Annotated in this window: 18 protein-coding genes; 14 read left to right on the forward strand and 4 right to left on the reverse strand. The window is 54.1% G+C overall.

Features of this window, described 5'->3' with window-relative positions; genetic code table 11:
* The first annotated feature begins 134 nt into the window (after positions 1 to 134).
* From rnc to acpS, 5 genes are read left to right on the forward strand one after another with little or no spacing between them, the layout of a single operon-like run.
* Positions 135 to 815 carry a ribonuclease III gene (gene rnc, locus OGY72_RS06545; RefSeq protein WP_003037579.1) on the forward strand — a complete coding sequence of 227 codons (681 nt, stop codon included), beginning with the start codon at positions 135 to 137 and terminating at the stop codon, positions 813 to 815.
* The gene (gene era / locus OGY72_RS06550) at positions 812 to 1,717 is read left to right on the forward strand and encodes a GTPase Era (RefSeq protein WP_003037581.1); all 906 of its coding nucleotides are present in this window, start codon (positions 812 to 814) and stop codon (positions 1,715 to 1,717) included. The genes rnc and era overlap by 4 nt, the downstream gene beginning before the upstream one ends.
* Positions 1,718 to 1,744: 27 nt before the next feature.
* Entirely contained in the window at positions 1,745 to 2,455 is a 711-nt protein-coding gene (gene recO, locus OGY72_RS06555; protein ID WP_008785495.1) for a DNA repair protein RecO, read from the forward strand.
* 15 nt (positions 2,456 to 2,470) lie between these two features.
* On the forward strand, positions 2,471 to 3,202 hold the full coding sequence (pdxJ, locus tag OGY72_RS06560) for a pyridoxine 5'-phosphate synthase (protein WP_003835325.1): 732 nt from the start codon (positions 2,471 to 2,473) through the stop codon (positions 3,200 to 3,202).
* Positions 3,202 to 3,582, forward strand: a complete 381-nt coding sequence (gene acpS / locus OGY72_RS06565; RefSeq protein ID WP_003037588.1) for a holo-ACP synthase — start codon at positions 3,202 to 3,204, stop codon at positions 3,580 to 3,582. The genes pdxJ and acpS overlap by 1 nt, the downstream gene beginning before the upstream one ends.
* Positions 3,583 to 3,688: 106 nt before the next feature.
* Here the strand turns inward: acpS and OGY72_RS06570 are convergent, their stop codons facing one another.
* Positions 3,689 to 3,949, reverse strand: coding sequence for a YfhL family 4Fe-4S dicluster ferredoxin (locus OGY72_RS06570; RefSeq protein WP_003037590.1), 261 nt, complete (start codon positions 3,947 to 3,949; stop codon positions 3,689 to 3,691).
* A 55-nt stretch (positions 3,950 to 4,004) separates the two neighbouring features.
* On the reverse strand, positions 4,005 to 4,853 hold the full coding sequence (locus tag OGY72_RS06575; protein ID WP_003835318.1) for a MurR/RpiR family transcriptional regulator: 849 nt from the start codon (positions 4,851 to 4,853) through the stop codon (positions 4,005 to 4,007).
* A 117-nt stretch (positions 4,854 to 4,970) separates the two neighbouring features.
* On the opposite strand from OGY72_RS06575, the gene murQ reads away from it, so the two are divergent.
* Genes murQ through tadA form a run of 4 tightly spaced genes read left to right on the forward strand, consistent with a single transcriptional unit; the run spans position 4,971 to position 8,442 of the window.
* Positions 4,971 to 5,864, forward strand: coding sequence for an N-acetylmuramic acid 6-phosphate etherase (gene murQ / locus OGY72_RS06580; RefSeq protein ID WP_003835317.1), 894 nt, complete (start codon positions 4,971 to 4,973; stop codon positions 5,862 to 5,864).
* 9 nt (positions 5,865 to 5,873) lie between these two features.
* Entirely contained in the window at positions 5,874 to 7,238 is a 1,365-nt protein-coding gene (locus OGY72_RS06585; RefSeq protein ID WP_008785492.1) for a PTS transporter subunit EIIC, read from the forward strand.
* A 3-nt stretch (positions 7,239 to 7,241) separates the two neighbouring features.
* A complete protein-coding gene (gene yfhb / locus OGY72_RS06590) occupies positions 7,242 to 7,877 on the forward strand; it encodes a phosphatidylglycerophosphatase C (protein ID WP_048234700.1) in 636 nt (211 codons plus the stop codon).
* A gap of 28 nt (positions 7,878 to 7,905) precedes the next feature.
* Positions 7,906 to 8,442 (forward strand): tRNA adenosine(34) deaminase TadA, encoded by a 537-nt coding sequence (gene tadA / locus OGY72_RS06595; protein WP_071845284.1) that lies wholly within the window; start codon positions 7,906 to 7,908, stop codon positions 8,440 to 8,442.
* Positions 8,443 to 8,482: 40 nt separating this feature from the next.
* On the opposite strand, the gene mltF is transcribed toward tadA, so the two are convergent.
* Positions 8,483 to 10,033, reverse strand: a complete 1,551-nt coding sequence (gene mltF, locus OGY72_RS06600) for a membrane-bound lytic murein transglycosylase MltF (RefSeq protein WP_063941923.1) — start codon at positions 10,031 to 10,033, stop codon at positions 8,483 to 8,485.
* 257 nt (positions 10,034 to 10,290) lie between these two features.
* On the opposite strand from mltF, the gene purL reads away from it, so the two are divergent.
* The 5 genes from purL (at position 10,291) to glnB (ending at position 18,756) form a co-directional block, all read left to right on the forward strand.
* Positions 10,291 to 14,178, forward strand: coding sequence for a phosphoribosylformylglycinamidine synthase (gene purL, locus OGY72_RS06605; RefSeq protein WP_126317553.1), 3,888 nt, complete (start codon positions 10,291 to 10,293; stop codon positions 14,176 to 14,178).
* 648 nt (positions 14,179 to 14,826) lie between these two features.
* On the forward strand, positions 14,827 to 16,257 hold the full coding sequence (gene qseE, locus OGY72_RS06610) for a two component system sensor histidine kinase QseE/GlrK (protein WP_126319769.1): 1,431 nt from the start codon (positions 14,827 to 14,829) through the stop codon (positions 16,255 to 16,257).
* A 22-nt stretch (positions 16,258 to 16,279) separates the two neighbouring features.
* On the forward strand, positions 16,280 to 17,023 hold the full coding sequence (qseG, locus tag OGY72_RS06615) for a two-component system QseEF-associated lipoprotein QseG (RefSeq protein ID WP_003835304.1): 744 nt from the start codon (positions 16,280 to 16,282) through the stop codon (positions 17,021 to 17,023).
* A complete protein-coding gene (gene glrR / locus OGY72_RS06620) occupies positions 17,023 to 18,357 on the forward strand; it encodes a two-component system response regulator GlrR (RefSeq protein ID WP_304502732.1) in 1,335 nt (444 codons plus the stop codon). The genes qseG and glrR overlap by 1 nt, the downstream gene beginning before the upstream one ends.
* Before the next feature lie 60 nt (positions 18,358 to 18,417).
* Complete coding sequence (glnB, locus tag OGY72_RS06625; RefSeq protein ID WP_002914032.1) at positions 18,418 to 18,756, forward strand: nitrogen regulatory protein P-II; 339 nt, start codon at positions 18,418 to 18,420, stop codon at positions 18,754 to 18,756.
* 101 nt (positions 18,757 to 18,857) lie between these two features.
* Here glnB and hmpA read toward each other — a convergent pair whose 3' ends face one another.
* Positions 18,858 to 20,048 carry an NO-inducible flavohemoprotein gene (gene hmpA / locus OGY72_RS06630; protein ID WP_286547455.1) on the reverse strand — a complete coding sequence of 397 codons (1,191 nt, stop codon included), beginning with the start codon at positions 20,046 to 20,048 and terminating at the stop codon, positions 18,858 to 18,860.
* Positions 20,049 to 20,314: the final 266 nt, after the last annotated feature.

The following is a 20,314-nucleotide window of genomic DNA, read 5'->3' on the forward strand; positions in this document are numbered from 1 at the left end:
GGTTGCCACGGCACACGAAACAGCGTTGGTTTGTATATAAAAGCATGCAGGCGAAGCCGGATGGCTCAGCGAAGTGCGTATATCAGGTCTGTTTCGTGTGCTGAATTGTTGACGCATTCATTTATTGGTATCGCATGAACCCCATCGTAATTAATCGGCTTCAACGGAAGCTGGGCTACACTTTTAATCATCAGGAGCTGTTGCAGCAGGCATTAACTCACCGGAGCGCCAGCAGCAAACATAACGAGCGTTTAGAATTTTTAGGCGACTCTATTTTGAGCTTTGTTATCGCTAATGCGCTGTATCACCGTTTCCCGCGTGTGGATGAAGGTGATATGAGCCGCATGCGCGCGACGCTGGTTCGCGGCAATACGCTGGCAGAATTAGCCCGTGAGTTTGACCTCGGTGAATGTTTACGTTTGGGGCCTGGTGAGCTGAAAAGCGGCGGCTTCCGTCGTGAATCAATCCTGGCGGATACCGTTGAAGCTTTGATCGGCGGCGTCTTCCTCGACAGCGATATTCAAACCGTTGAGCAATTGATCCTGAACTGGTATCAAACTCGTCTGGATGAAATTAGCCCAGGCGACAAACAAAAAGATCCGAAAACGCGCCTGCAGGAATATTTGCAGGGTCGCCACCTGCCTCTGCCGTCTTATTTGGTGGTGCAGGTCCGTGGTGAAGCGCACGATCAAGAATTTACTATCCACTGCCAGGTCAGCGGCCTGAGTGAACCGGTGGTTGGCACAGGTTCGAGCCGTCGTAAGGCTGAGCAGGCTGCCGCCGAACAGGCGTTGAAAAAACTGGAGCTGGAATGAGCGAAGAGAAAACCTACTGCGGATTTATTGCTATCGTCGGTCGCCCGAACGTCGGCAAATCCACCCTGTTGAATAATCTGCTTGGGCAGAAGATTTCTATTACCTCACGTAAGGCTCAGACAACACGTCACCGTATTGTTGGCATCCATACCGAAGGCGCGTATCAGGCGATTTATGTTGATACCCCGGGTCTGCATATGGAAGAAAAACGGGCTATTAACCGCCTGATGAACAAAGCGGCGAGCAGCTCGATCGGTGATGTTGAACTGGTTATTTTCGTTGTCGAAGGCACCCGCTGGACGCCGGACGACGAAATGGTGCTCAACAAGCTGCGTGATGGCAAAGCCCCGGTTATTCTGGCCGTCAACAAAGTCGACAACGTTCAGGAAAAAGCCGATCTGCTGCCGCACCTGCAGTTCCTGGCAAGCCAGATGAACTTCCTTGATATCGTGCCGATTTCTGCCGAAACCGGCTTGAATGTCGATACCGTTGCGGGCATCGTGCGTAAGCATTTGCCGGAAGCTATTCATCACTTCCCGGAAGATTACATCACCGACCGTTCTCAGCGCTTTATGGCCTCTGAAATCATCCGTGAAAAGCTGATGCGTTTTCTGGGGGCTGAACTGCCGTACTCCGTTACCGTGGAGATTGAGCGTTTTATCTCTAACGAACGCGGCGGCTACGACATTAACGGCCTGATCCTCGTCGAACGTGAAGGGCAGAAGAAGATGGTTATTGGCAACAAAGGGGCCAAGATTAAAACCATCGGCATCGAAGCGCGTAAAGACATGCAGGAGATGTTCGAAGCGCCCGTTCACCTCGAACTGTGGGTGAAAGTGAAATCCGGCTGGGCCGATGACGAACGCGCGCTGCGTAGCCTCGGTTACGGCGACGACGTCTAAACACATCTTCTGAAACACGGCGAGTATATGGAAGGATGGCAACGCGCTTTTGTCCTGCATAGTCGCCCCTGGAGCGAAACCAGTCTCGTGCTGGATGTCTTCACGGAAGAGTCGGGTCGCGTGCGCCTGGTGGCTAAAGGCGCACGTTCCAAACGCTCCAATCTTAAAGGCGCACTCCAGCCTTTTACCCCGTTGTTGCTTCGCTTTGGTGGACGTGGCGAGGTCAAAACCTTGCGCAGCGCCGAAGCCGTTTCTCTGGCACTCCCCCTTAGCGGAATCACGCTGTACAGCGGCTTGTATATTAACGAGCTTATCTCGCGCGTACTCGAATACGAAACCCGCTTTTCTGCACTCTTTTTCGATTACCTGAACTGTATTCAGGCGCTGGCTGGCGCCACGGGTTCGCCAGAACCTGCGTTGCGTCGCTTTGAGCTGGCCTTACTTGGTCATCTGGGGTATGGCGTCGATTTTACCCACTGTGCAGGCAGCGGCGAGCCGGTAGACGACACCATGACCTATCGCTACCGGGAAGAAAAAGGGTTTATCGCCAGCGTAGTGATTGATAACGCCACCTTTACCGGACGCCATCTGAAAGCACTCGAATCGCGGGAATTTCCGGATGCTGATACGCTTCGCGCCGCGAAACGCTTTACCCGCATGGCGTTAAAGCCGTATCTTGGTGGTAAGCCCTTAAAGAGCCGCGAATTATTCCGGCAGTTTATGCCGAAGCGAAAATAAAAAACGAGGATTGTCATGGCCGAATTACTGTTAGGCGTCAACATTGACCACATTGCCACTTTACGTAATGCACGCGGTACCGCATATCCGGACCCGGTTCAGGCAGCGTTTATCGTTGAACAGGCGGGCGCGGACGGTATTACCGTACACCTGCGTGAAGACCGTCGCCATATCACCGACCGTGACGTACGTATTTTGCGCCAGACGCTGGATACGCGCATGAATCTGGAAATGGCCGTCACCGAAGAGATGCTGTCGATTGCCGTTGAGACTAAGCCGCATTTTTGCTGCCTGGTGCCGGAAAAACGTCAGGAAGTTACCACTGAAGGTGGGCTGGACGTCGCCGGACAGCGTGACAAGATGCGCGATGCCTGCAAACGTCTGGCGGACGCAGGCATTCTGGTTTCGCTGTTTATCGATGCCGATGAAGAGCAGATTAAGGCCGCTGCGGAAGTTGGCGCACCGTTTATTGAAATTCACACCGGCTGTTACGCCGATGCGAAAACCGACGCAGAACAGGCCAGCGAACTGGCGCGTATCGCCAAAGCGGCGACTTTTGCTGCAAGCCTTGGCCTGAAGGTGAATGCGGGTCACGGTCTGACGTATCACAACGTTAAAGCTATCGCGCGGATCCCGGAAATGCACGAGCTGAATATTGGCCATGCCATTATCGGACGTGCGGTGATGAGCGGCCTGAAAGAGGCCGTAGTCGAAATGAAGCGCCTGATGCTGGAAGCGCGTGGCTAATGGCGATTCTGGGATTAGGTACGGATATCGTGGAGATTGCCCGCATCGAAGCGGTGATCTCCCGTTCCGGCGACCGCCTGGCAAGACGTGTGCTCAGCGACAACGAATGGGCAATCTGGGAAACGCATCAGCAGCCGGTGCGTTTTCTGGCGAAGCGTTTTGCAGTCAAAGAGGCGGCAGCAAAAGCCTTTGGCACGGGTATTCGCAATGGGCTGGCGTTTAATCAGTTTGAAGTCTTTAACGACGAACTCGGTAAGCCGCGTCTGCGATTATGGGGAGAGGCGTTAAAACTGGCGGAAAAACTCGGCGTTGCGCACATGCATGTGACGCTGGCCGATGAACGTCACTACGCCTGCGCCACGGTGATTATCGAAAGTTAGATTCAGGACGTTGCCGGATGGCGACGCGTAGCGTCTTATCCGGCCTACGGGTTATGCGTTTGTTGCAGGGGCAGGGTAGGAGCTTCATCGCCAGATGGCGACGCGGCTAAAGTTTATCGGCGTGGTGCATCAGCACAAACTTATCCCACAGCTGCTCTTCTGTTTCGACATGCGCCGGATCTTTCAAAATAGTATTGGGGATCGGGCACACCTTCTGGCAGGTTGGCGTGTCGTAATGGCCTACGCATTCCGTACACTTGTCGCTGTTAATCTCGTAAATGCTATCACCCATCGAAATCGCCTCATTCGGGCATTCGGGCTCGCACATATCGCAATTGATACACTTTTTAGTGATTAACAGGGCCATCAGGAAACTCTCAAAACATCACAAATCGGGCGGGCATTATACGCGCATTCTTTGCTCAGACCAGTTTTTTTACCAGGGCCTCACTGTGGCGAATACGTTCCGGGGCATGCTCCAGATCCTGCTGCACCAGCGCCATAAACAGTAAATCAGTGAGCATCATTTGCGCATGGGTGGAGGAAATCGCTGCGCTGCGCGTGGCCTGCTCCTCGGCAATGGTGTACAGACAATGACTTGCCCGTTGCTGCAGGGCGTTCGGTGTGAATCCGGTGATGGCGAGGATTTTCGCGCCGGTGCGCAACGTTTCATCCGCAGCCAGGTTGAGCTCTCGACGCTCTCCGGTATACGAAATGGCCAGCAGTAGATCGTTAGGCGAAAGCGCCTGCACCGTCGCCAGCAGGGCGTGCATATCGCGTTCCACCACCGCGTTAAAACCAATCTTCAGCAGTTTCCAGGCAAAATTCTGCGCTACCAGACCCGATGCACCAATCCCGGTCACAATAATGCGGCGGGCTGAACGCAGCATCGTGACGCTCTCCATCAGTTTCTCTTCGCTGTTGACGTCCAGCGTCGCATGCATCGCCGCCACGTTCTCTTTAATCAGTTTCTCGCCTACCATTCGCATCGGGTCGTCACCGCGAATCTGATTATGTACCGGAATGGAATGGGGATTGGGATTGCTGGCCAATGCTTCGCTAATCGCCAGTTTGAGTGCCGGGAATCCTTTAAAGCCCATCTTTTGCGCGAATTTCACCACGCTGGACTGGCTGACGCCCGCTTCAAAGGCCAGCTGTTGTGAACTGAGATGACGCGCAGCATCCGGTTGAGCAAGAAGATAATCCGCAAGCTTTTTATCGCTTTGCGCGAGATCCGGATAACGCTGACGAATGCGAATTAAACAGTTCATGCTTTCTCCTGGCGAAAATGTGATGGCGATTACAAAACAAAATATCACTCGCCTTAGTGAATATAATATTCCATTATGACAGATTATTATGAATTAAAAATTCCTAAGGAACAAAAAATGAATCTCGGTGCGTTAGTTTCAGAAACCCGCAATCCTCAGACCATGGATCTGGATGCGCTCTCCACTCTGGAGTTGGTTCATCGTTTTAATCAACAGGATACGCTGGTAGCTGAAGCAGTAAAAGCAACTCTTCCTGAAGTTGCGCGCGCGGTTGATGCGGCAGCTGACGCGCTAAAAGCCGGTGGACGCATTATTTACATGGGAGCAGGTACCAGTGGGCGTCTTGGGGTGCTGGACGCGTCTGAATGCCCGCCAACCTTCGGCGTTCCGCACGGTCTGGTGGTTGGGCTGATTGCCGGGGGACCGGGCGCGCTGCTTAAGGCCGTAGAAGGCGCAGAAGATAACCCGCAGCTAGGTGAAGACGATCTGCGTACGCTCAATCTTACCGCACAGGATCTGGTGGTGGGGCTGGCTGCTTCTGGTCGTACGCCGTATGTCATTGGTGGGTTGAAATATGCGCGTTCGGTGGGCTGTACGACGGCGGCTATTTCATGCAATCCGGATTCCCCTATCGCGCATGAAGCGGACATTGCCATTTCTCCGGTGGTGGGGCCAGAGGCGCTGACCGGGTCAACACGACTGAAATCCGGCACCGCGCAAAAGCTGGTGCTCAATATGATCTCCACCGGCGCGATGGTGAAATTTGGCAAGGTGTACCAGAACCTGATGGTGGATATGCAGGCAACCAACGTCAAACTGGTCGATCGGGCGTGCCGTATGGTGGTTGAAGCCACCGGCATTGCGCGTGCTCAAGCTGAAACGCTGCTGAAGCAGACGGATTATGATGTTAAGCCGGCTATTTTAATGGCGCTCACCGGCCTGGATGCTGCTGCCGCCCGCGAAAAACTTGCCGCTCACCAGGGTTTTTTACGCGCGGCGTTAGAACACTAAGAGGTGTATATGGATAAGACGGCGTTGCTGGCCAGCGACATCCTGCTGGGCGTTGGCGGAGAGAACAATATTCTGCGTCTGGAAAACTGTATGACCCGTGTCAGGGTGGAAGTTCAGGATGACGGGCAGATCGATATTCCCCGCCTCAGGCAACTGCCCGGCGTTAGCGGCTACGTGAAGCAGGGCGCACAGCACCAGATTATTGTCGGTCCCGGTAAAGCAGCCAAAGTGGTGGATGCCATGCGTTCCCTGATTGCCGATGGCGGCGAGCGAGCAGGTGCCAATGATATTGAGCGCACCAAGTCAGAGGCCAAAGCGAAGTACAAAGCGCCGATGAGCGATGCGCTGCGTAAGCTGGCGAACGTCTTTATCCCTCTTATTCCGGCGTTTATCGCCTCCGGTTTGATTACCGGCATTATTAACATCCTTAAGCGCCCGGATATCGTGGGGGATTTTGCGACCCACTATCCAAATATGCTGGGGTTGATGGGCATATTTGGCAGCGCCGTATTTGCCATTATGAATATTCTGGTCGGGGTGAATACCGCCAAAGTTTTCGGTGGCTCCCTGGCAATGGGCGGGGTGATGGCGGGGATCCTCTCCAGCCCTCAGCTGGCGCAAATTACCCTGTTTGGCGAAGCGTTGCAGCCGGGGCGCGGTGGGGTGATCGCGGTATTGCTGGTGGTTGCGCTGATGTGCTGGATCGAACGTAAATTCCGCACGCTGTTGCCAGAATCACTGGAGCTTATCCTTAACCCGCTGCTGACCACCATCATTACCGGCGTAATCGCGATTGTGGCGCTGCAACCGCTTGGCGGATGGATTTCTGAATCTATCGCTCACGGCGCATCCTGGGCTATCGATCGCGGCGGTTTTCTGGTCGGTGCCGTGCTGGCGGGAACCTTCCTGCCGTTGGTACTTACCGGGCTTCATCAGGGATTGGTGCCCATCCATGTTGAACTGGTCCAGGCGCACGGTTATAACGCGCTCTTTCCGATCCTGGCGATGGCGGGCGTTGGGCAAATAGGTGCTGCGATTGCGGTTTTGATGAAAACCCGCAATGCGCGACTAAAGAAAGTGATCAAAGGGGCGCTACCGGTCGGACTGCTGGGGATTGGCGAGCCGCTGATTTTTGGCGTAACGCTGCCGTTGGGCAAGCCGTTTATCGGTGCCTGTCTTGGCGGCGCGGTAGGTGGGGCGCTGATTAGCTACTGGAAGGTGGCGACGGTCATCACCTTTGGCATCTCCGGATTACCGCTGGCACTGACGATTGTTGCCGGAAAAGTGATGTTCTATCTGTTAGGCTATCTGGTAGCAGTTATCGCCGGGTTCTTGTTTACCTGGCTATTGGGATTCACTGATCCAGAGGAATAAGGTTTGACCAATCACCAGCGCCGCGTTGTCTTTTTTGATTTGGATGGCACGTTACACCAGCAGGATATGTTCGGTAGTTTTATTCGTTATCTGCTGCGTCGCCAGCCGCTGAACGCGTTGCTTGTGCTGCCTCTGTTACCGGTGATTGCGCTGGCGTTGCTGATAAAAGGACGTGCCGCCCGCTGGCCAATGAGCCTGCTGTTATGGGGATGCACTTTTGGCCGCAGCGAGGCGCGTCTGAAAGCGCATCAGGCCGACTTTGTGCGCTGGTTTCGCAGTAACGTGACGGCGTTTCCGCTCGTGCAGCAGCGGCTGACAACCTACCTGTTAAGCTCTGACGCTGATATCTGGCTTATTACCGGCTCTCCACAGTCACTGGTCGAGCAGGTTTACTTTGATACTCCATGGCTACCGCGAGTCAATCTGATTGCCAGCAAAATGGCGCGGGGATACGGCGGCTGGGTACTGACTCTGCGCTGTCTGGGCCATGAGAAAGTGACACAACTGGAACGCCACATTGGCGCGCCGCTACAGCTTTACAGTGGCTATAGTGACAGTAATCAGGACAATCCGCTGCTCTCTTTTTGCCAGCATCGCTGGCGCGTCACGCCGCGCGGAGAGCTTCAGCAACTCGAATAGCCAACGCACATGCAATTTGAAGTATGACGTGTATAATGCGCCCGCTTTGATTACTGGAGTTACCCCTTTGTCAGATGTTGAATTTAGCCACGAATACTGGATGCGTCATGCTTTAACGCTGGCTAAGCGCGCCTGGGATGAGCGTGAAGTCCCGGTGGGTGCGGTATTGGTACATAACAACCGAGTGATTGGCGAAGGCTGGAACCGCCCGATAGGTCATCATGATCCGACTGCTCATGCTGAGATTATGGCGCTGCGTCAGGGCGGCCTGGTGCTGCAAAACTACCGCCTGTTAGATGCCACGCTGTACGTCACTCTGGAACCGTGCGTGATGTGCGCTGGCGCGATGGTGCACAGCCGTATCGGTCGGGTCGTTTTTGGCGCGCGCGATGCGAAAACCGGGGCTGCCGGGTCATTAATGGATGTGCTGCATCACCCTGGAATGAATCATCGGGTTGAAGTGACCGAAGGGGTACTGCGGGATGAATGCGCCACGCTGCTCAGTGATTTCTTCCGCATGCGCCGGCAGGAAATTAAGGCCCTGAAAAAATCCGCTAATCAGTAACTCTCAGCCTGATGGTGCTGCGCTTATCAGGCTACCAGGACTACTTTCCCTCTTTTTTCTGCGGTGAAAACAGCAGGGAAGGCGAGTGCGACAGGTAGTTTGACGACGTCTGAGACAGAAACGCCGAAAGCGGGAATTCATCTTTACCTATTAGCTCTGCGGGCGTCACCGCCGGGTAATCCTGCGCCAGTTGCTGCGTTTCTAGCGCCTGTTTTTCTTTCTCTTGCAGATATCCCACCAGGCTAATCTGGTATTTACGGATGTTTTCCACATAGGCGTAGGCTTCGTGGCCACGCGCATAACCATAGGTCAACTTATTGTAATACGGCTTTTGGCTAAGCAGCGGTAGTCGCTGTTTTACGTCGGACCAACTGTTCGGGTTGCCTTTGGTTTTCACCGTCAGCGCCCGTGCGTCCAGCATGTGCGCATAACCCATATTGTAGGCTGCAAGCGCAAACCAGATGCGTTCTCCTTCGGGGACGGTATCCGGTACTTTGCTCATCATGTCCTGCAAATATCGCGCGCCGCCGCTGATGCTTTGTTCGGCATCGGTACGGTCGGTCAGCCCAAGACTCTGAGCGGTATTTTTGGTCAGCATCATCAGCCCGCGTACGCCGGTTGGAGAGGTGGCCTGCGCATCCCAGTGTGACTCCTGATATGAGATAGCGGCCAGCAGTCGCCAGTCTATCTCTTGCGCATATTTCTCAAACAGCGGCTTGAGGTCCGGCAACACGCTGTCTACGGCGCGCAAAAAGGAGCGGGTATCGACATAGTCAAAATCATCGCCATGCCCGAGATATTTCTCTTCCAGCCGTGCCAGAGAACCGTCTTCATTCATGGTGTTGAAGAAATCCAGTAGGGCGGCAGATAGCGTGTTGTCATCGTCCAGCCGACTAAACCAGGTCACCGGTTGTTCGTCAGAGACGTCGAGCGCTACGGCCAGCTCAGGATGAACGCGTTGATATAAGCTGATGGCGACAGAATCGGCTATGGTGTAATCCAGCTTTCCGGCGATTACATCATCAAGCAGTTCGGTGGTGCCCTTTTTGTCATCGACTTTCCAGCTCAGATCGGGAAATTTTTTCTCTTTTAGCTGCTGGAGGTCGTTAACTACCACGTGCCCCGGGGCGATAGTCAGCTGGTTTTCGTTCACCGTGGCAAGCGTGCGCGGACGGTATTGCCCAACCCGGTACACCAGCTGTTGTGAAACCGAATAATAGGTCGGGCCGGGCTGGTAATTTTTAACCCGCTCGCTGTTATAGACCAGGCCTGCGGCTAACAGGTCGGCATTGCCGTTATCCAGGTCGTCAAAAAGCTGGCTGATGTTCTGGCGTACGGTAACTTTTAACTTCACGCCTAAGTAGTCGGCAAATTCCTGGGCCAGTTCATAATCCAGACCGAATTTTTTGCCGTTGAGGGTCGCGTAAGTTAATGGCGAATCAATGGTACTGACGCGCAGCTCTCCCCGCGACTGAATGGCGGCGATACGATTTTCGGCTTTACCGAACCAGGGGATAGATGGCCAAAGGGCCGCTGCCAACAACAGCGTCAATATGCCGATGAACAGATAATTAATCTTTAATTTTTTCAATTAGTTAATTCTCTGAACCGTACGTTGTCTCTGTCTGCTGTGGTGTTGATTAAGAAGTGAAGTCGTCATTAATGAACGGCATTTTGCTTAAACTTGCGTCAGTTGGCAACTTATTCAGAAATCTGACCGCATTTGATGATAAGTGACGGTCGCGATTTTATTTCGACGCAAACGGTTTCGTCGGCGCGGTAGATTCTTTATAATGACGCCCGTTTCCCCCACTTGGGCACACCGAAAGCTTAGAAGACGAGAGACTTATGATGGAAATTCTGCGTGGTTCACCTGCACTGTCTGCATTCCGTATTAACAAACTGCTGGCACGTTTTCAGGCTGCCAACCTCCAGGTCCACAACATTTACGCCGAGTACGTCCATTTTGCCGATCTGAATGCACCGTTAAATGAAGATGAGCACGCGCAGCTTGCACGCCTGCTGAAATATGGTCCTGCTCTGCAAAGCCACGCCCCGGAAGGCAAACTGCTGCTGGTTACGCCTCGCCCTGGCACCATCTCCCCGTGGTCTTCTAAAGCGACTGATATTGCCCACAACTGCGGTCTGCACCAGATTAGCCGCCTGGAACGTGGCATTGCCTGGTATGTAGAAGCCTCTACGCTGACAGCTGAGCAATGGCAGATGGTGGCCGACGAACTGCACGACCGCATGATGGAAACGGTTTTCTCTGCGCTGAACGATGCCGAAAAACTGTTTGCCCATCACCAACCGGCGCCGGTCTCCAGCGTTGATCTACTGGGTGAGGGGCGTCAGGCGCTGATCGACGCTAACCTGCGTCTGGGTCTGGCGCTGGCGGAAGACGAAATTGACTATCTGCAGGATGCGTTCACCAAACTGGGACGTAACCCGAACGATATTGAACTATACATGTTTGCGCAGGCCAACTCTGAGCACTGCCGCCACAAGATTTTTAACGCCGACTGGGTTATCGATGGTAAACAGCAGCCGAAGTCGCTGTTCAAGATGATCAAGAATACCTTCGAAACCACGCCGGACCACGTGCTGTCTGCCTATAAAGACAACGCTGCGGTAATGGAAGGCTCTGAAGTGGGCCGCTATTTTGCCGACCACAAAACCGGCCGCTACGATTTCCATCAGGAACCAGCCCACATCCTGATGAAGGTTGAAACTCACAACCACCCGACGGCCATCTCTCCGTGGCCGGGTGCGGCAACCGGCTCCGGCGGCGAAATCCGCGATGAAGGCGCAACCGGTCGCGGTGCAAAACCGAAAGCCGGGCTGGTGGGTTTCTCCGTTTCCAACCTGCGTATTCCTGGCTTTGAACAGCCGTGGGAAGAAGACTTCGGTAAGCCGGACCGTATTGTTACCGCGCTTGATATCATGACCGAAGGCCCGCTGGGCGGCGCGGCGTTTAACAACGAATTTGGTCGTCCGGCGCTGACCGGATACTTCCGTACCTATGAAGAAAAGGTCAACAGCCACAACGGCGAAGAGCTGCGCGGTTACCATAAACCGATCATGCTGGCAGGCGGGATCGGTAACATCCGTGCCGATCACGTACAGAAGGGCGAGATCGTCGTTGGCGCTAAGCTTATCGTCCTCGGCGGCCCGGCGATGAACATCGGTCTTGGCGGTGGGGCAGCCTCCTCTATGGCTTCCGGCCAGTCTGATGCCGATCTTGATTTCGCTTCCGTACAGCGTGACAACCCGGAAATGGAACGTCGTTGCCAGGAAGTTATCGACCGTTGCTGGCAGATGGGTGATGCGAACCCGATTCTGTTTATCCATGACGTTGGTGCGGGTGGACTGTCTAACGCTATGCCGGAGCTGGTAAGCGATGGCGGTCGCGGCGGTAAGTTCCAGCTGCGCGATATCCTCAGCGACGAGCCGGGTATGAGTCCGCTGGAAATCTGGTGTAACGAATCCCAGGAACGCTACGTGCTGGCGGTTGCTGCCGATCAATTGCCGCTGTTTGACGAACTGTGTAAGCGCGAGCGCGCGCCGTATGCGGTGATTGGTGAAGCTACCGAAGAACAGCATCTGACCTTGAGCGACAGCCACTTCGACAACCAGCCGATCGACATGCCGCTCGATGTGCTGCTGGGTAAAACACCGAAAATGACCCGCGATGTGCAGACGCTGAAAGCCAAAGGCGATGCCCTGAATCGTGACGAAATCTCGATTGCAGATGCGGTTAACCGCGTGCTGCATCTGCCGACTGTCGCGGAGAAAACGTTCCTCGTGACCATCGGTGACCGTACCGTTACCGGCATGGTTGCGCGTGACCAGATGGTTGGTCCATGGCAGATCCCGGTCGCCAACTGCGCGGTCACTACCGCAAGCCTCGATAGCTACTACGGCGAAGCGATGTCTATCGGCGAGCGCGCGCCGGTTGCGCTACTGGACTTCTCTGCCTCTGCGCGTCTGGCTGTCGGTGAAGCGCTGACCAACATTGCGGCAACGCAGATTGGCGACATCAAACGTATTAAGCTGTCGGCAAACTGGATGGCGGCTGCGGGTCACCCTGGTGAAGATGCTGGCCTGTACGAAGCAGTAAAAGCCGTCGGGGAAGAGCTATGCCCGGCGCTCGGCCTGACCATTCCAGTGGGCAAAGACTCTATGTCGATGAAAACCCGCTGGCAGGAAGGTAACGAGCAGCGTGAAATGACCTCGCCACTGTCGCTGGTGATCACCGCCTTTGCCCGCGTGGAAGATGTGCGCCACACCATTACCCCGCAGCTCTCTACTGAAGACAACGCCCTGCTGCTGATTGACCTCGGTCTTGGTCACAATGCGCTGGGCGCAACGTCGCTGGCGCAGGTTTACCGTCAACTGGGTGATAAGCCTGCCGACGTGCGTAACGTTGAGCAACTGAAAGGCTTCTACGATGCGATTCAGGCGCTGGTCGCTGCGCGTAAGCTGCTGGCCTATCATGACCGTTCTGACGGCGGTCTGCTGGTTACGCTGGCGGAAATGGCCTTCGCCGGTCACTGCGGTATTGACGCTGATATCCACTCTCTGGGTGAAGATCGTCTGGCGGCGCTGTTTAGCGAAGAACTGGGTGCGGTGATTCAGGTTCGTGCTGCTGAACGTGAGGCGGTGGAAGCGATTCTGGCTGCCCACGGCCTGGCAGACTGCGTACACTTCCTCGGTAAAGCCGTTGAAGGCGACCGCTTCAACCTGACCGCTAACGACCAGCCGGTGTTTAGCGAAAGCCGTACTACCCTGCGTATGTGGTGGGCGGAAACCACCTGGCAGATGCAGCGTCTGCGTGACAACCCGGAATGTGCCGATCAGGAACACGACGCTAAAACTAACGATGCGGACCCTGGTCTCAACGTTAAACTGTCGTTTGATATCAACGAAGATGTTGCCGCTCCGTACATCGCCACCGGTGCGCGTCCCAAAGTGGCCGTACTGCGTGAGCAGGGTGTGAACTCCCACGTTGAGATGGCAGCCGCCTTCCACCGTGCGGGTTTCGACGCCATCGATGTGCACATGAGCGACCTGCTGGGCGGACGTATCGGCCTGGGTAATTTCCAGGCGCTGGTGGCCTGCGGCGGTTTCTCTTACGGCGATGTGCTTGGCGCTGGGGAAGGTTGGGCGAAGTCGATTCTGTTCAACAACCGCGTCCGTGATGAGTTCGAAACCTTCTTCCATCGCCCGCAAACGCTGGCTCTCGGCGTGTGTAACGGTTGTCAGATGATGTCTAACCTGCGTGAGCTGATCCCGGGAAGTGACCTGTGGCCGCGCTTTGTGCGTAACCACTCTGACCGCTTTGAAGCCCGCTTCAGCTTGGTCGAAGTGACGCAAAGCCCGTCTTTGCTGCTTGCCGATATGGTGGGGTCGATGATGCCGATTGCCGTTTCTCACGGTGAAGGTCGTGTCGAAGTGCGTGACGGTGCGCATCTGGCTCAGCTTGAGAGCAAAGGTCTGGTGGCGCTGCGCTATGTTGATAACTTCGGTAAGGTGACCGAGACCTATCCGGCTAACCCGAACGGTTCGCCGAACGGTATTACTGCAGTGACCACTGAAAATGGTCGCGTCACCATTATGATGCCGCACCCGGAACGTGTGTTCCGTACCGTGAGCAACTCCTGGCACCCGGAAAACTGGGGCGAGGATAGCCCGTGGATGCGTATTTTCCGCAACGCGCGTAAACAGCTCGGTTAATTCGCGCAATAGTCATCAAGCCCCTCTTCACGAGGGGCTTTTTTTGTCTGCCGGATGGAACCCGCCTGATGACGCTACGCTTATCAGGCCTACAGGGAAAATGCGGTTGTAGGCCGGATAAGGCGTTCACGCCGCCATCCGGCAATAAACTCAGCGCTTGCACCTAAAAGTAAAGTGTCGGGAAATGCCGACATGGATAGGGTTGCGGTGTCGTCAAAAAGAGACGTTTAATTATTTGATTTAATAGTGATTTGTTTTTAAGTGCTGCAAGTGTCGCTGGTTGGCGACAGAGAGAACAAAAAACAGCCAGAATTGTTATTTGTGAAAATAATAATATTTTTCATACTTATCATTGTGTTAATAAAGTGTTTTGAATATTGGCACAGATGCTGCATAATATTAACCAGTGGCTCATTCACCTTCTTATGTCAGCCCCTTCGGGACGTGCTACATAAACTTCGAATGACGCACAACAAGGTGCCTGCCGTCCAACATCTGATATTAGCATTGCTCATATCAACCTCCGGGCGAAACGTCGAGTTAGGCACCGCCTTATTCCATAACAAAGCCGGGTTAATCCCGGCTTTGTTGTATCTGGCGTTCCCCTCAGTTAGCATCAATCTATTCCTGTCCATTGAGAGTAACGCCTTGAAGCGCTGGTCAGTTTTTCCCCGATCTTTACGTCAATTGGTGACGTTGGCCTTCTTGCTTATCCTGCTGCCGTTGTTAGTTCTGGCCTGGCAGGCATGGCAAAGTCTGAATGCCCTGAGCGCGCAGGCTGCGCTGACCAACCGCACCACGCTGATTGATGCCAGACGCAGCGAGGCGATGACCAACGTCGCGCTGGAGATGGAGCGCAGCTATCGGCAATACTGCGTGCTTGATGACCCAACATTGGCCAGGGTCTACCAAAGCCAGCGTAAACGCTACAGCGACATGCTGGATGCGCATGCGGGGGTGTTGCCGGATACCAAGCTCTACCAGGCGTTGCGTCAGGATCTTAACGATCTCGCGCAGTTGCAGTGTAAAAACAGTGGTCCTGACAGTGTGTCGGCTGCACGACTGGAAGCATTCGCCAATGCCAATACCGAGATGGTGCAAGCGACGCGTACCGTGGTCTTTTCTCGTGGGCAGCAGTTACAGCAGGAAATAGCCGAACGTGGGCAGTTTTTTGGCTGGCAGGCACTGGTGCTGTTTCTCGTCAGCCTGGCGATGGTCTTGCTGTTTACCCGCATGATTATCGGTCCGGTGAAGGGCATTGAACGGATGATCAACTGTCTGGGAGAAGGGCGCTCGCTGGGGGATAGCGTATTATTTACCGGGCCACGGGAATTGAGATCCGTGGGGCAGCGTATCATCTGGTTAAGCGAACGCCTCTCCTGGCTTGAGTCGCAACGGCATCAGTTTTTACGCCATCTTTCCCATGAGCTGAAAACACCGCTGGCGAGCATGCGCGAAGGTACCGAATTGTTGGCCGATCAGGTGGTTGGCCCGTTAACAGCGGAGCAAAAAGAGGTGGTCGGTATTCTGGATGACAGCAGCCGCAACCTGCAAAAGCTGATTGAACAACTCCTTGATTACAACCGCAAGCTGGCTGATGACGAGGTGGAACTTGAAAGTGTGGAAATCACGCCGCTGGTGGAAAGCGTTGTTTCTGCGCATAGCCTGCCCGCTCGCGCCAAAATGATACATACTGATGTTGCGCTTGCGGTGAACACCTGCCTGGCAGAACCGATGCTGTTGATGAGCGTGCTGGACAATCTTTATTCCAATGCGGTGCACTATGGTGCTGAATCCGGTAACATTTGGATCCGCAGCAGTTTGCATGGCTCAACGGTATACATCGATGTAATGAATACCGGCACACCGATTCCAGAAGCAGAACAGACCATGATCTTCGAGCCTTTTTTCCAGGGGAGTCATCAGCGAAAAGGGGCGGTAAAAGGAAGCGGGTTGGGGCTAAGCATTGCCAGAGATTGCATCCGCCGTATGCGGGGCAAGCTGTATCTGGTTGATGACCATGCGCAAAACGTTTGTTTTCGCATAGAACTGCCGCTAGCTGCTGCGAAAAATCACTAAAATAAACCTAAGTCTGGTGAGTATGCCATACGTTGTTGTCCGAATGCTTAAACGACATTTTCTTCGTCGCGTCATCCTCGCAAGCCTGCCGTGCCTGGCGCTGGTTGGTTGTGTCCCGAACGCGGTGAATCATATTATCGGCGATCCTTCGCAGGAGAAAATTCCGCCTAATCAACTGGCAGACTACCTTGCAACCGACTGTACGGATATCTGGTCGCTGTCTGGCCAGTCCACAGAAACCAATCCGTTGTACTGGCTGAGGGCGATGGATTGTGCCAATCGCCTGATGCCGGTGCAGGCGCGTAGTGAAGCCAGCACCCTGATGACAGATACCTGGCAGGGCGCTTTCAGGCGTGGGATCCTGCTCGATAATGCCAACATTACGCCGCCTGAAAGGCGGGAGGCTGTTACGCGCCTCGATGCGTTAAGCCCGCAAATTCCGCCGCAGGTACGCCCGCTGTATCAGGTCTGGCGCAGCAGCCAAACGTTGCAGTTGCAGCTTGCCGAAGAGCGTATGCGCTACAGTAAACTCCAGCAGGCGTCCGACAGCGATCTCGATACGCTGCGCCAACAGCAGCAGCATTTGCAGTCCCAGCTCGATCTCACGACCCGCAAGCTGGAGAATCTGACCGATATTGAGCGCCAGCTTTCCACGCGCAAACCTGGCGGTAACTACAATCCTGATGCGCTGCACGGGAACGATAAACTCACTACGCCTGATAACGAAGAAGGCGCAGCGCCGTCTGCCGATGAGGTTACGCCATGATAAGCCGTAAGCCCGCGCATCTGCTGCTGGTGGATGACGATCCGGGACTGTTGAAATTACTTGGAATGCGACTGACCAGCGAAGGCTACAGCGTCGTGACCGCGGAAAGTGGGCAGGAAGGGTTACGGGTGCTGAACCGTGAAAAAGTGGATCTGGTTATTAGCGATCTGCGCATGGATGAAATGGACGGCATGCAGCTGTTTACTGAAATCCAGAAAGTACAGCCTGGGATGCCGGTGATTATCCTGACCGCTCACGGCTCCATCCCGGACGCTGTTGCGGCGACCCAGCAAGGGGTGTTCAGTTTCCTCACTAAACCAGTCGACAAGGACGCGTTATATCACGCGATTGACGGGGCGCTGGAACAGTCTGCGCCCGCCACCGATGACAGCTGGCGCGAATCTATCGTTACCCGCAGCCCGCTGATGCTACGCCTGCTGGAACAGGCGCGGATGGTGGCGCAATCGGACGTTAGCGTCTTGATTAACGGCCAAAGCGGAACCGGGAAAGAAGTTTTCGCTCAGGCTATTCACAACGCCAGCCCACGCAGCCAAAAACCTTTCATTGCCATTAACTGCGGTGCGTTGCCGGAACAACTGCTGGAATCAGAACTGTTTGGTCATGCACGGGGGGCTTTTACCGGTGCGGTGAGCAATCGTGAAGGGCTGTTTCAGGCCGCGGAAGGCGGCACGCTGTTTCTCGATGAGATTGGCGATATGCCTGCGCCGTTACAGGTGAAACTGCTGCGCGTATTGCAGGAACGAAAAGTCAGACCGTTGGGCAGTAACCGCGATATCGACATTGATGTGCGGATCGTTTCTGCGACCCACCGCGATTTACCCAAAGCGATGGCTCGGGGTGAATTTCGTGAGGATTTGTACTATCGCCTCAACGTGGTGAGCCTGAAGATCCCTGCGCTGGCCGAGCGTACGGAAGATATTCCGCTGCTGGCGAACCATCTGCTGCGCCAGTCTGCTGAACGGCACAAACCGTTCGTACGCGCCTTTTCAACCGATGCCATGAAGCGGTTAATGACCGCCAGCTGGCCGGGCAACGTGCGTCAGCTGGTCAACGTGATTGAGCAGTGCGTGGCGTTGACCTCTTCGCCGGTGATCAGCGACGCGCTGGTGGAGCAGGCGCTGGAAGGGGAAAACACCGCGCTGCCGACCTTTGTTGAGGCGCGTAACCAGTTTGAGCTCAACTATCTGCGTAAGCTGCTGCAAATCACCAAGGGCAATGTGACCCATGCGGCAAGAATGGCGGGGCGCAACCGCACCGAATTCTATAAATTGCTTTCTCGGCACGAGCTGGATGCAAACGATTTCAAAGAATAAATCTGCGGATTATGTTAGCTTTATTTGATCAAAAGACAGGCGACCTTTTCAAGGAATAGCATGAAAAAGATTGATGCGATTATTAAACCCTTCAAGCTGGACGATGTCCGCGAAGCGCTGGCAGAAGTCGGCATTACCGGTATGACTGTGACAGAAGTGAAAGGCTTTGGCCGTCAGAAAGGCCATACCGAGCTGTACCGTGGCGCGGAATATATGGTGGATTTTCTGCCGAAGGTAAAAATTGAAATTGTGGTTACCGACGACATCGTCGATACCTGCGTCGACACCATTATTCGTACTGCCCAGACCGGCAAGATCGGCGACGGTAAGATTTTTGTCTTCGACGTGGCACGCGTTATTCGTATTCGTACCGGTGAAGAAGACGACGCGGCAATCTAAGCCGCGCCGTTAATTTGTAGGCCTGATAAACGTAGCGCATCAGGTAGAGTGATTGCCGGATGGCGGCGTAAACGCCTTATCCGGCCTACTCGCGTAACACATTACAAGACTTTGTGCGGACCGAAGCATTCGTAATGAATGTTCTCGTTTTTCACGCCCAGACCGACCAGCTGCTTCGCGGCGAACTGCATGAAACCAACCGGACCGCACAGATAAAACTGCATCGCCGGATCGCTAATTGCGCTTTCCAGTTTGTTCAAATCCATCAGACCTACGCTATCAAACGCACCTTTCGCGCGATCGACTTCGGTTGGCTCACGATACCAGGTGTGTGCGCTAAAGCGTGGCAGCGTTTTGCCGAGTTCATTGACTTCATCAGCGAAGGCATGCACGTCACCATTTTCTGCCGCGTGGAACCAGTTAACCTGCGCCGTATGCTTCGCTTTTGCCAGCGTATCCAGCATCGCCAACATTGGGGTTTGTCCCACGCCCGCGGAGATCAGAGATACCGGGGTGTCGGTCGCGACGTCCATAAAGAAATCGCCCGCAGGTGCGGCCAGGTGAACAACGTCGCCAACATTCGCATGGTTGTGCAGCCAGGTTGAAACCTGACCACCGTCTTCACGCTTAACCGCAATACGGTAGCCTTTGCCATCGGGTTTACGGGTCAGTGAGTACTGACGAATTTCCTGATGCGGGAAACCTTCCGGCTTTAACCAGACGCCCAGGTATTGCCCCGGATGATATTCAGCCACTGCGCCACCATCGACAGGTTCAAATTCAAAGCTGGTGATAAGTGCACTGCGTGGGGTTTTTGCCACGATGCGGAAAAGACGGGTACCTTCCCAGCCGCCATTTTTATTGGCATTTTCGCTGTAGATTTGCGCTTCACGGTTGATGAAAACGTTCGCCAGCACGCCGTATGCTTTGCCCCACGCATCCAGAACTTCCTGGCCTGGGCTGAACATTTCGTCCAGCGTTGCCAGTAAATGGCCACCCACGATGTTGTACTGCTCGGGTTTAATCTGGAAGCTGGTATGCTTCTGTGCGATTTTCTCAACAGCCGGCAACAGTGCCGCCAGATTTTCGATATTGCTGGCATACGCGGCAATAGCATTAAACAGCGCTTCACGCTGATCGCCATTACGCTGATTACTCATGTTGAAGATTTCTTTCAGCTCTGGGTTATGCGTAAACATGCGGTCGTAGAAATGGGCGGTCAGCTTCGGGCCTGTTTCAACCAGCAGGGGAATGGTGGCTTTCACTGTAGCGATGGTTTGTGCGTCAAGCATACGGTCTTCCTTTATCTGAGACTTTAATGATGTATGTCAAATACATCTTATAAAAAATACCCCTGCATTGTAAATGGTTCTTTGTAACTTTGCGTTGTAAAGGTTACATCGTGAAAAATCTGCATCACAAACCTGAAAAGAAATCCGTTGAAATTCAGCAGACCTTTGTTCTCCAAAGCCTTGCGTACCGCGAAGGTAATCGTTTGCGTAAAATCCTTTGTCAAGACCTGTTATCGAAGAATGATTCGGTTATACTGTTGGCCGAA

The organism is Citrobacter sp. Cpo221 (assembly GCF_030332345.1).
Lineage (GTDB): Bacteria > Pseudomonadota > Gammaproteobacteria > Enterobacterales > Enterobacteriaceae > Citrobacter > Citrobacter portucalensis.